Below are 11,843 nucleotides of genomic sequence, written 5' to 3' on the forward strand. Positions count from 1 at the left end.
ACTAAATATGGAGACAAAATGAAGGGACTTTATAGAATCGTAGCGGCCGGGCTGTCTTGCTCGCTGGCACAGTTCGCACACGCTCAAAGTTCGGTAACACTGTACGGAGTCTTCGATCAAGGCGTACTTGCCGTGAATAATGCGAACGGCGGACACCTCTACGAATCGTCAAGTGGCTGGTTGTCCGGCTCCCGTTGGGGGATGCGGGGCTCGGAGGACCTAGGGGGTGGACTGAAGTCTATCTTCGTTCTTGAGGGAGGATTTGATGGTTCCACGGGGCTCGCCTTACAAGGGGCAAGTGAGTTCGGTCGGCAGGCGTACGTGGGTCTATCAACCAGATACGGGTCACTGACTTTCGGGCGGCAGTACGACATGGTGGTCGACCACCTGGGGTATCAAAGCATGATCTCCGAGGTGTGGAGTGGGGCGTTTGGATGTCACCCCGGCGACGTCGACAATCTGTGCAATAGTCGGCGGATGAACAACTCCGTAAAGTACACAACCGTACGAGTGGCTGGTCTTTCACTCGGCGCGGCGTACAGCTTCGGTGGCGTACCCGGAGAGTTTTCGCGAGGCAGTATCTTGTCAGCCGGCGGGGACTATTCTGCTGGGCCTATCAGTATCGGCGTCGGGTACTTCAACGTCAACAGTCCGAACACGGCGTACTACGGCGCCGCGGCTATCGCCGGGACATCAGGCTCCTTTTCCAACGGACTTGCTTCGTCACCGGTTTATAGTGGGTTCGCTTCGGCGAGCCGCCAGGAGACACTCGCAGCAGGTACCAACTATACAATTGGGAGCAGCACGCTTGGCGCAACGTACTCCTATACTAGGTTCGACAATCTTGGGACATACGACGTCATAAACACTCCAACTCTCGATGGAGCCGCAAATCTCCAAAATATCGAAGTTCGCTATTCGATCTACATTACGCCGTTCTTGCTGGCAGGAATTGCATTCCATTACACGTCGGTTGGAGCAGTCGGCGATATATCTGGGGCTCGATACCGGCAGCTCAATCTCGGATTGAACTACTACCTGTCGAAGCGTACGACTCTATACGCGGTTTTTGCGGGGCAGTCGGCGAATGGTGAGAACTCCAATGGTAAGCCCGCAGTGGCGGCGCTGGCGTTTGTCTCACCCTCGGAGACAAATCGGCAGGCCGGAGCTCAAATCGGTATCCGGCACTTGTTCTAGGGAGCATGCCAGTGTTGTCGCTCTGCAGGCTAAATGCCTAGGCAGGTGTAAATGCGTGGGCGAATGAATGAAGGCGGACTACAGATAGTTGTTGATTTTAACGCGATGTAGTTCAGGTCATACATATCGACTTTCGTCATCGATGAAATGGAGAAGTAGATGACTGACAAGAAAATGGACGTTCAAGACTTTCTTGATTCTCAAAATGGATGTCGGCTCCAATGGCTCGTTGTGGTACTGATGTTCTTGTTCTGTCTCGTTGATGGATTTGACGCGACGGTCATTGGATTCGTGGCACCGTCATTAAAGAGCGAATGGAGACTGATGGCGTCGGATCTCGCTCTGATATTCGGTGCTGGCATGGCCGGACTATTGGCTGGCGGATTCATTGGAGGTCCGCTGGCCGACAGACACGGCCGGAAACCCGTGATCGTATGCTCGGTAGTTTTCTTTGGTGTTACTACACTTGGAACTGTCTTTGCCGGTGGAGCCCGGGAGTTGGTGATCCTGAGGTTCCTCACTGGTATTGGTTTGGGGGCAGCGATGCCCACCGCGCTGACACTGCTTGCTGAATTTGCGCCGAGCAGAATGCGTGCAAGGATGACCGCGTGGGCAGGTATTGGATTCACGTTGGGAGGTGCCGCTTCAGGGCAAGTCGCGGCGTTTCTCATTCCGGTGTATGGCTGGAGGTCGGTGATGGTAACCGGCGTGGCATTCCCATTGATACTCGGCGGTCTTCTGATTACCTTGCTACCGGAGTCGCTAAGATACCTTGTCGTGACCGGAGCGTCGCGCGATAAGGTTCAGAAGGTAGTTCGCAGAATAACGATTGAACTATCGCTGAATTTCAGCTATCGAAGTGAAGAGCAGGCCAATAGAGGTATGGCACCAATTGGTTTGCTGTTCAGACGTGATCTGCTGGCCGTGACGGCGTTAATCTGGGTGACCTACTGCTGTTCGCTATTTCTCTTCTATCTGATGAGTAGCTGGCTGCCACTGATCCTCAATAGTACCGGGATTGATATGAGGCACGCAGCGAAGATTTCGTCAGCTTTCCTGCTAGCCGGGGCGGTCGGTATGATCTTACTAGGCTTTGCCATGGACAAATTCCGGGGCGAGACGGTGCTAAGCGTAGCGTACTTCGTAGGGGCCGTTTCCGTTCCGGTCGTCGGCATTGCGACCGATCCGGTGCTTGCGACGACGATGATTGTGTGCTTCGGTCTTGCAATTGGCGGCGCCCAGAGCATCATCGCTTCGATGGTGGCTAATTGCTACCCTACGTCGGCGAGGGCGACCGGGGTTAGCTGGGCTTCAGCTGTGGGCAGGGTAGGGGCTTTCCTCGGCTCCATATCCGGGGCCGCGATGCTGGAGATGCATCTGTCCAACGCTCAAATTTTCTCGCTGTTGGCGATACCTGCGCTAATCGCTGCAATCGCACTTATTGTCCTTGGACGCATTCGGACGATGGGGCGCGTCTCATCGGGTAGCCAGCACGACCTCAATGAAGGCAAGCAACCTGGCTAGTGTTCCGTTCCGCTGATTCGGTTACATAGTCTTTGTAGCTTGGCGAGGATGGAATCAGCGGTAGCGGTCCACATGAATGGCTCGCAGTTCTGGTTATAGTGAGAGACAAATTGATCGATACGTTTAACCAGTTGCCTGACCGAGCCAAACGAGCCACGACGTATGGCCTTGCCGGTGATCAGAGCGAAGAAGCGTTCGACCTGGTTAAGCCACGAACTATAAGTCGGGATGAAATGCATATGCCACCGGGGACGTGCTGCCAGCCACGCCTTGACCTTCGGATGCTTGTGGGCACTGTAGTTGTCCACGATGCAGTGCACGTCAAGGTCGGCCGGCACCGCCTTGTCGATTTCACGCAGAAACGACAGGAATTCCTGGTGTCGGTGACGCGGTTTGCAGGTAGCGAGCACCGCGCCGTTGAGCTGCAATGGACTAGACTAAATCTGACAGTGGTCGGTTTCTCGTGCTGATGCGCGTGGGCGCTGAGGGCGTAGCCCGAAGCGGTAACGCGCGCGGCGAACCGCAAGGAGTCCACCATGACTCAGGAACAGAAAGTCATCCGCGCCAAGGTCGGCATGCTCGAACTGGCGCGGCAACTGGGCAATGTCAGTCAGGCCTGCCGGGTAATGGGCTATTCCCGCGACAGCTTCTACCGCTTCAAGGAACTGTACGACAAGGGCGGTGAAGCGGCCCTGCAGGAAATCTCCCACCACCGCCCGCTGCTGAAGAACCGCGTGGATCCGCAGGTCGAGGCCGCGGTGATTGAACTGGCCCTGGAACTGCCCGCTTACGGCCAGATCCGTATCGCCAACGAGGTGCTCAAGCGCCACGCCCTCAGCGTTTCGCCGCAGGGGGTGCGTAGCATCTGGCTGCGCCATGATCTCGAGACCATGAACAAGCGCCTGAAGGCGCTGGAGGCGAAGTCCGCCCAGGAAGGGCTGGTGCTGACCGAATCGCAGCTCACCGCGCTGGAGCGGGCCAAGCTGGAAAAGGAAACGCATGGCGAATTCGAATCTGAATGCCCCGGTTACTGCGGCGCCCAGGATACCTTTTATGTCGGCACGCTCGAGGGCGTGGGCTGCGTCTATCAGCAAACCTTCGTCGACACGTACTCGAAGGTGGCGTTTGCCAAACTCTACGACCGCAAGACACCACTGCCGGCGGCCGACCTGCTGAACGATCGCGTCGTACCGTTCTTCGACAGCTACGGCATTCCGCTCGCTCGCGTTCTGACTGACCGGGGTACCGAGTACTGCGGAAACCCTGAGCATCACGAATATGAAATCTATCTGGCTGTGGAGAACATTGATCACACCCGCACCAAAGCTCGTTCTCCACAGACCAAGGGCTATGCTGCATAGTGCACCTCATCGGTCGGTTGAGTGAGTGTTTATGTGGCGGAGCTTCGGCCACGGGCCTTTCCCTGGTGCAGGAACTTCACCGGTGCGTCGGCACCGGGTGGCTCGAACAGATATCCGCCCTTGTCGTCATAGCGGTGTGCTACAAGCAGCCCCGCACGACGCCAGATCTTCACGGTCGTCGGCATGACATCCAGCCGCTCTGCGATCTCGTCCTGGGTGAGCATTCCACGTGCGCGCAGCCTGTCATGATGACTCGGCAGCTTGTGGGACAGTCGAATCCGCGTGACCATTCTGGAATTAAACGGTTTGCCCCAGCCGGAGACGTGTCCCTGACGATTCAGTTGCTCCGCCGTTTCACCCTCGGTGTACTCGTTGAGAAGCCGATCCATTTCGGCAACGACTTCGCGTGGGGTCTGCCGTAATATCCACGCCGGCCTGGATAACGGCACATGTAGCGTATGTGTAGCGCCACCATTAAAGCGTACCTGAACGCATACATCTGCACTTTTGAGCAAAGTCACGTCGGCGATGAGCAGTCGTGCCATGCGCTTTCGTTCGCGATCAGGTGTGCGGGGATCATTCCACAGACGAGGGAAGTCTCTGGCGAGTGCCATGATGCTCGCACGCCGTTTATCGTCAAGTCTGGTGTGATCTGCTTCGCGCTGCTTTTCGTAGTGATCCTCAGCTTCGGCGAGGGCGCGTAGCGCGTGATTCCATTCAGCTTCAAGCGAGTCCGCGACCAATCGGTTCGCTGGATCGACCTGCATATAGCGGCGACGCGCCAGATCTGCTTCGTAGCGTGCTCGTTCCAACTTCTGGCGATGCAGTCGGTCGCACTCGTCAGAGCGGCTCTCAAGTTCCTTCTGTATCGCCAGCGCAACCTCAAGCGTGACCGGTGTGACCGTTTCCACGAGCAACCTGCCAACGGCATTGTCAAGCTCACCACCGCGAACATGCTGGCACACGGGCGCCCCATGTTTGATGCCGTGACGCTGGCACATGTAGTCCGGCACCCTGCGTGTGCCCTGGACGTGATAGCGCACTGTCATTCGCTCACCGTATCTGGCGCCTATCGCGAGGCCCTGCAACAGCGCCGGACCTTCACGTGGCGCCCCCCTTTCACGATCGAGGCCCAGTGCGTGGGCATTCTCACGCAACACCTGAACATTCTGTTCGAACTCTTCCCAGCTCACATAAGCCTCGTGGGCGTCGTGGATCAGCGACACCCATTCCGCAGTGGGCATCCGGGCTGAGACCTTCTGCCCACCGGGATGCTTTCGGTTGCGCGTGCGCCCGAAGCAGTACGCACCAGCATAGCGCGGGTGATGCAGGACCCACAGTACGCGTGAGTGCTCGAGTTCGCTCCACAGCACATCATCTTTCCGGGCTCCGTGCTGGACCCGATGCGGGAACAGAAGACCCTGTTCACGAAAGGCCTTGACCGTTGCCCACGCCGAACCGGTGCGTCGAAATGTACGGAAGAGCTGCCGGATACTTTCCTGGATACGAGCGTCGGGATCCAGGCGCACGCGCGACCCGGTGTCATAGACAAAGCCGATGGGCAGCCGCATCTCCAGTTCTCCGCGACGCGCCTTATTGAGGATTCCGCCGCGTAGCCGTGCCCGCATGACGTGCAACTCAGCCTCGCTCATCGTGCCCTTCAGGCCGAGCAGCAATCGATCATTGAAATGCGCGGGATCGTAGACGCCATCCTCGTCAAGAATCAGGCAGTCGGCCAGTGCGCAAATCTCCAGTAGTCGATGCCAGTCGGTGGAATTGCGTGCCAGGCGTGACACCTCCAGCCCCATCACAATCCCCGCGTGTCCCAGGCTTACCTCGGCGACCAGACGCTGGAACCCCTGGCGATCAACCGCGGACGCGCCGGACAGGCCGAGGTCCGAGTCGATTACGACCACCTGATCATCGCGCCATCCGAGGGCGATCGCACGCTGTCGGAGGTTGTACTGGCGCTCAGTGCTCTCGGTATTCTCAAACAGTTGTCGCAACGTGGACTGGCGGACATACAGGTAGGCACTTCTTTTCAGATGCCGGGTCTGAACTTTCGCGTTCGTCTGATCGGTCATGCCATCACCTCCACCGTCGCAATTGCCATCGTCGCCACAATAGCGACCAGATTCTGTTCGAGACCGACAGGCAGATTCGGCTCCCTCGGGCGCGCAACCGGTACTGGACTAGATGGAAGCAATTCGGTCACGGACTTCATCCAGACCGCCATACCCTTGAACATGAACAGGGCGCGGCCTCGCATCTGCGTGGGACCACCTCCGCCCGGTTCGAGAACCTCCCGACGCAAGTCTTCGTAGCATCGGCTTAGGGACGGCGCATCGCGCGCCGTTACGGGAGGATTGACCGTCGTTTTTTTTTCAATCGCGCCAGGGCGCGCTCAACGGTGCGTCGATGCACCACCAGACCAAACCGCCCCGCAATCCGATCAATCAGCTCCTGCACTTCCATTCCAGCGTGAATCGCACATGCTTCTTCGATGAAGCGCATCACCTCATCGGTGATCTTGTGAGGTCCATGAGGACCGCGCTTGACCGGCAGCAGCCCAGCCAAACCGTCTCGCTCGAAGTCGGCCTGCGCCTTGTAGAAGGTCGGCCGACTGACTCCAAAGTGTGCGGCCGCATCCGCAATGGTTTGCCCATCCACGCGTACGCGTCGCAACATTTCGTAGCGGACCTGAACCAGATCCCGGGGATCGAAGAAGTCGCTGTCGATGAAGGCAGGATCAGCGACGTCCTGCGGGCGCGGATTCACAGTGCCACTCTCTTCGAGAGCAGCGAGTTTCGGGTCGGGTTTTCGGGAGCGGGACATATGTAATGTAAATTATGACCATATTTGCGTGATGTCAAGGTCTATTTCTAATTTTTGTCCGGTGTGTCTAATCTTTTACAGCATTTTCACCCAGATTTAACCCGATAAGAAATACCGTGGTCTCGTAGGTTGGCATAATTGACCTTACATTTGCGGCATTATTTACTTAACATATTTCGCCTGCCAGTGCGCCCTTTTGGATGTCCGTCGGCTTCTCTGTACCGGTCAATTAGCATGGTCAATTGCAACAGATCTTCAGTGCGGAAATGCGATCGTCCCGCCGACACTGTTTCGAATGCGTTTGGAGCCGCGTCGCTTGTCCAGGCTGCCGGCATTCGCTTCAGGTCGCCCGCGTCGTCGTGGAAGTAGACGCGGTCTTCTCCCCACGTGTTGCGCCGTTCCACCAGCACAAATTCTCGTCCGTGCAATGGGTGGAAGGGATGGGTAACCCGAAATAACTGTTTCGCATCGGTCAGATCGCGTGCAGTTGACTGCTTTTGCCAACGGCATCGTCGAGCGACTTCACAAGACCATGCTCAACGAGTTCTATCGCATCGCGTTCCGCAGGAAGATCTACGACTCGATCGCCGCCCTGCAGACCGATCTCGACGCATGGCTTGACCAGTACAACAATGAGCGCGAACATCAGGGAAGATGGTGCTACGGCAAGACACCCATGAGGTTGACCCAGTTCGACGGACGGATTTGCAGTCAGCGATTCGATGCGATCTAACCTCCGTTGAGTGTTGTGTCGCGGGTTGTCCACGGGCGGGCGGCGGGTCGCCTCTCACGACCATGACGCTGCCCGCCGGTGGGCAACCCGCAAGGCGATACGGTTTGCCTTTTAACGTTGAGGTTTTCGAATTCAAGCGGCGAACGATAGCCGATGCTGCTGTGCAGGCGGCGTACGTTGTACCAGCCTTCCAGGAACCAGAAGATGCGCTGCCTGGCCAGTTCATGGGTCGCAAAGTGTTCTCTCGAGAGTAGCTCCGCTTCAAGCGTGCCGAAGAACGATTCGCACATCGCGTTGTCGTACGCGTCGCCGGCCGTGCCCATCGACGGCTGCACGCCGGCTTCGCGGCAGCGCCGTCCGAATGCAATGGACGTGTATTGGGCGGATTCAACCGGTCGTCGCAACACCTTAACCTGAGGAGGTGTTGCCATGGTTCAGAGTGCGAAGCGGGTGTATCAGTTGACAGGGCGAGCAGCGATGTACTCACCGGGTGCGCCGTCGCTTAGAAATGAAGTCGAGCGTCGCTTTTGGCAACAGATCGCAACCGGCATTACAAGCGAGAAAGCAGCGGAGGCGGTTGGCGTATCTCAAGCGGTAGGCTCGCGCTGGTTCCGCTATCGTGGCGGCATGCCACTATTCATGTCGAAACCTATCGCTGGTCGATACTTGTCGTTCGCTGAGCGAGAAGAGATAGCATTGCTTTCTATTCAAGACATCGGTGTACGCGAGATAGCCCGCCGCATCGGACGCAGTCCATCGACCGTTTCAAGAGAGCTTACCCGCAATGCGGCGACCCGTGCCGGGTACCTCGAGTATCGTGCTTCGGTCGCGCAGTGGAAGGCGGAACGTTTCGCCAAACGACCAAAGCCGGCGAAGCTAATGAGTAATGCGCGGCTGTTCAAATATGTACAGGAGCGTCTGGAGGGCAAGGTGCGTGACGCAGATGGCCGTGATATTGCAGGTCCCAGGCAGGCGCCTTTCAAGGGGCGCAATAAACCACATCGTGGTGACCGAAAGTGGGTCAACGGATGGTCACCTGAGCAAATTGCTAATCGATTGAAGACCGATTTCCCGGATGATGAATCTATGCGCATCTCTCACGAAGCCATTTATCAAGCCCTCTATATTCAAGGGCGCGGTGCGCTCAAGCGAGAGCTGGTGGGTTGCCTTCGCACCGGGCGTGCCTTGCGCGTTCCCCGAGCGAGAGCGCGTGCCAAGGCATGGGCGCACGTCAGCGAGGAGGTGATGATTTCCAGCCGGCCTGCAGAGGCACAAGATCGTGCTGTGCCGGGCCATTGGGAGGGTGACCTGATCATTGGCTTAAATCGATCAGCTATCGGGACGTTAGTGGAAAGATCCAGCCGTTTTACGATGCTCGTGCACTTACCTCGAGAGAAAGGCTATGGGGTGATCCCACGCACAAAGAACGGGCCTGCGCTAGCCGGCTATGGAGCTGTCACGATGGCCAACGCACTCAAGAAGACTGTGGCGGACTTACCTGCTCAGTTGTGGCGATCACTGACATGGGATCGTGGCAAAGAGCTGTCCGATCACGCACGCTTTACTATTGAGTCGGGCGTGAAGGTATTCTTCGCCGACCCGCACAGTCCATGGCAGCGTGGTACGAACGAAAACACTAATGGCCTTCTACGACAGTACTTTCCAAAGGGCACAGACCTGTCCAGATGGAGTGTTCAAGAGCTCCAGGCAGTTGCTAACACGTTAAACGCCAGGCCTCGAAAAACCCTCGGCTGGAAGACTCCTGCCGAAGCGCTGGACGAATATCTAAAATCCGTTCAACATTCTAGTGTTGCGACGACCGGTTGAATCCGCCTTGACATCCCTGATCTGAATGTAGAATTACGCCCTCGTGGCGTCGCTGCAGCAACGCCATATCGAGTGCGCGCAGCATCAGTTCGGTGTACAGATGGCTTGACATCGCCCAGCCCACAATTCGGCGGCTGAACACGTCGAGGACTACGGCCAGATACAGAAACCCCTCACCAGTCGGGATGTAGGTGGCATCCGCTACCCACAGCACGTTTGTCGCCTCCGCACAGAAGTGCCGACGTACCAGATCCGGAGCGCGCCGTGCCCCCGCGCGTTGCCGCGTGGTGTGTGGCCAGCGCCGCCGGCTCGCACCATGCAGGCCGGCCATGCGCATCAGGCGTGCGACTCTCTTGCGTCCGACGTGCACGCCTTCACGTGCAAGCTGCGCATGGATGCGTGGCGCCCCATACGTGCCGCGCGAGCTCGCATGCAGCGAGCGGATACGCTCAAGCAGTTGAGCATCGCTGCATGAGCGTTTCGATGGCTCACGCGCCAGCCATGCGTAGTAGCCACTCGTGGAGACTCTGAGCAGCCGTGCCGTCGTGGTAATGGGCCACCTGGCCCGGTTCGCTCTCATGAATCCGTACCGCTCTTCGGCGGAACGGCTCCGGTCTCCCTCGCGAACCAGGCCGCGGCCTGCGAGAGAATGTCCCGCTCCATCTTTAGTTGCCGGTTCTCACGACGCAACCGTGTGAGTTCCTGCCGCTCGGACGTGGTCAGCCCGTCGTGACGCACACCCGCATCGCGATCAGCCTGCGCGACCCAGTTATTGATGGTCTGTTCGGTCGGCTCGAACTCGCGCGCAAGCTCCTCGGGCGTTCGTCCGGCCTTCACCAGCTCGACCATGTGGGCCCGGAATTCCACAGGGTATGGGGTACGATGCCTGCCCATTTCGACACCTCCTGATCAAAAGGATAGGTGTCCGTTTTCGCGGGTCAACTTCAGTCATAGCCATGCTATCTCCTCATTTGGGTAGGTTAATAGTGAACCACTGTGCGAATCGATTTGCCCTCGTGCATCAGGTCGAAGGCTTCATTGATGTCGGTTAGGGACTTCGTGTGAGTGACGAAGGGTGCAAGCTCGATTTTTCCAGACATCGCATCCTGGACCATGTCCGGAAGCTCGGAGCGGCCCTTGACACCGCCGAAAGCTGTTCCAAGCCAACGACGGCCAGTCACAAGCTGGAACGGTCGGGTGGAGATTTCCTGGCCGGCGCCGGCCACTCCGATGACGACTGACTGGCCCCAACCGCGATGGGCGCACTCGAGTGCGGCTCGCATAACATTGACATTGCCGATGCACTCGAAGCTATGGTCCACACCCCAGCCGGTCATCTCGACAATTATCTGTTGAATGGGCCTTTCATGGTCCTTCGGGTTCACGCAGTCGGTGGCACCAAAAGCCCTCGCAAGCTCAAACTTGCCCGGATTCATGTCCACGGCGATGATGCGGCTCGCGTTCGCCAATTTGGCGCCCTGGATGACTGCAAGACCAATACCGCCTAGGCCGAACACGGCCACCGTATCGCCCTCCTGGACCTTCGCCGTATTCTTAACTGCGCCGAGTCCGGTGGTCACGCCGCAACCCATCAGACAAACTTGCTCGGGATTTGCGTTCGAGTCTATTTTCGCAAGCGATACTTCAGCCACAACCGTGTATTCGCTGAAGGTCGAGCACCCCATGTAGTGGTAGATGGGCTGGCCGTTATAACTGAAGCGCGTCGTACCGTCCGGCATGACGCCTTTGCCTTGCGTCGCACGTACGGACACGCATAGGTTGGTCTTGCCACTTTTGCAGAACAGGCACTCACCACATTCGGCGGTGTAGAGCGGAATGACGTGATCGCCCGGTTTAACGCTGGTCGCCCCTTCGCCAAGCGCGACGACAATACCAGCACCTTCGTGTCCTAGTACGACGGGGAACAAGCCTTCCGGGTCGTCCCCGGAAAGTGTGAATGCATCAGTGTGGCACACACCCGTATGGGTGATTTTCACCAGGACTTCGCCCTTGCGGGGCGATTCGACGTCAATCTCTACAATTTTCAGTGGCTTCCCGGGAGCGAATGCGACGGCAGCACGTGATTTCATGACATTCCTTTCGATGGGGTGGATTCCGGCGGCCGTCCAGGCGGTCGCTAACGGGTCTCAGCGAAGGAGAGAGCGCACCAAGGACCATCTCTTACTGAACGGCATCAACCTAAACGTACAACGCGGCGAACGTATCGTTATCTGCGGGCGGTCCGGTCCGGGGAAGTCCGCACTCATCGGTGTGGTACACGCCCGTAAGGGCAATCCGAAGCAAAACTTCGCCCGTTCTTGGTGAGGTGACCGCGACTTCGACAACCTCCTATGGCTCTCCCGACG

At 57.7% G+C, this 11,843-nt stretch carries 10 protein-coding genes and 3 pseudogenes; 5 read left to right on the plus strand and 8 right to left on the minus strand.

Features of this window, described 5'->3' with window-relative positions:
• Window positions 1–18: 18 nt before the first annotated feature.
• The gene (locus AC3AP7_RS06470) at window positions 19–1,197 is read left to right on the plus strand and encodes a porin (protein ID WP_475764487.1); all 1,179 of its coding nucleotides are present in this window, start codon (window positions 19–21) and stop codon (window positions 1,195–1,197) included.
• Window positions 1,198–1,356: 159 nt separating this feature from the next.
• Window positions 1,357–2,721, plus strand: a complete 1,365-nt coding sequence (locus AC3AP7_RS06475) for an MFS transporter (RefSeq protein WP_475764486.1) — start codon at window positions 1,357–1,359, stop codon at window positions 2,719–2,721.
• Here the strand turns inward: AC3AP7_RS06475 and AC3AP7_RS06480 are convergent.
• Window positions 2,718–3,143: pseudogene (locus AC3AP7_RS06480) on the minus strand (IS630 family transposase); the annotation flags it as partial. The gene AC3AP7_RS06475 and the pseudogene AC3AP7_RS06480 sit on opposite strands and share 4 nt — an antisense overlap.
• 114 nt (window positions 3,144–3,257) lie before the next feature.
• On the opposite strand from AC3AP7_RS06480, the pseudogene AC3AP7_RS06485 reads away from it, so the two are divergent.
• Window positions 3,258–4,070 (plus strand): annotated as a pseudogene (locus tag AC3AP7_RS06485) (helix-turn-helix domain-containing protein); the annotation flags it as partial.
• 41 nt (window positions 4,071–4,111) lie between these two features.
• Here AC3AP7_RS06485 and AC3AP7_RS06490 read toward each other — a convergent pair.
• The 3 genes from AC3AP7_RS06490 to AC3AP7_RS06500 all read right to left on the minus strand — a co-directional run bounded on the left by AC3AP7_RS06490 (window position 4,112) and on the right by AC3AP7_RS06500 (window position 7,393).
• Window positions 4,112–6,166, minus strand: a complete 2,055-nt coding sequence (locus AC3AP7_RS06490) for a recombinase family protein (protein WP_475764485.1) — start codon at window positions 6,164–6,166, stop codon at window positions 4,112–4,114.
• Window positions 6,167–6,437: 271 nt separating this feature from the next.
• Window positions 6,438–6,860, minus strand: coding sequence for a helix-turn-helix domain-containing protein (locus AC3AP7_RS06495; RefSeq protein ID WP_475764484.1), 423 nt, complete (start codon window positions 6,858–6,860; stop codon window positions 6,438–6,440).
• A gap of 215 nt (window positions 6,861–7,075) precedes the next feature.
• Window positions 7,076–7,393 (minus strand): DUF5372 family protein, encoded by a 318-nt coding sequence (locus AC3AP7_RS06500; RefSeq protein ID WP_475768049.1) that lies wholly within the window; start codon window positions 7,391–7,393, stop codon window positions 7,076–7,078.
• A gap of 26 nt (window positions 7,394–7,419) precedes the next feature.
• Here AC3AP7_RS06500 and AC3AP7_RS06505 point away from each other — a divergent pair.
• Window positions 7,420–7,650, plus strand: a pseudogene (locus tag AC3AP7_RS06505) (integrase core domain-containing protein); the annotation flags it as partial.
• Here AC3AP7_RS06505 and AC3AP7_RS06510 read toward each other — a convergent pair.
• Window positions 7,647–8,081: an integrase core domain-containing protein gene (locus AC3AP7_RS06510; protein ID WP_475764483.1), complete on the minus strand. Its 435-nt coding sequence runs from the start codon at window positions 8,079–8,081 to the stop codon at window positions 7,647–7,649. The pseudogene AC3AP7_RS06505 and the gene AC3AP7_RS06510 overlap by 4 nt on opposite strands.
• Between AC3AP7_RS06510 and AC3AP7_RS06515 the strand changes: the two genes are divergently transcribed.
• Entirely contained in the window at window positions 8,080–9,477 is a 1,398-nt protein-coding gene (locus AC3AP7_RS06515) for an IS30 family transposase (RefSeq protein ID WP_475764482.1), read from the plus strand. The two genes, AC3AP7_RS06510 and AC3AP7_RS06515, sit on opposite strands and share 2 nt — an antisense overlap.
• On the opposite strand, the gene AC3AP7_RS06520 is transcribed toward AC3AP7_RS06515, so the two are convergent.
• The 3 genes from AC3AP7_RS06520 to AC3AP7_RS06530 all read right to left on the minus strand — a co-directional run bounded on the left by AC3AP7_RS06520 (window position 9,455) and on the right by AC3AP7_RS06530 (window position 11,567).
• Complete coding sequence (locus AC3AP7_RS06520; RefSeq protein ID WP_488324819.1) at window positions 9,455–10,057, minus strand: IS3 family transposase; 603 nt, start codon at window positions 10,055–10,057, stop codon at window positions 9,455–9,457. The genes AC3AP7_RS06515 and AC3AP7_RS06520 overlap by 23 nt on opposite strands.
• The gene (locus AC3AP7_RS06525) at window positions 10,054–10,371 is read right to left on the minus strand and encodes a transposase (protein WP_475764481.1); all 318 of its coding nucleotides are present in this window, start codon (window positions 10,369–10,371) and stop codon (window positions 10,054–10,056) included. Before AC3AP7_RS06525 ends, AC3AP7_RS06520 begins: the two co-directional genes overlap by 4 nt.
• A gap of 86 nt (window positions 10,372–10,457) precedes the next feature.
• Entirely contained in the window at window positions 10,458–11,567 is a 1,110-nt protein-coding gene (locus AC3AP7_RS06530; protein WP_475764480.1) for an S-(hydroxymethyl)glutathione dehydrogenase/class III alcohol dehydrogenase, read from the minus strand.
• Between the last annotated feature and the right edge of the window lie 276 nt (window positions 11,568–11,843).

The organism is Paraburkholderia sp. PAMB 6770 (genome assembly GCF_057748135.1).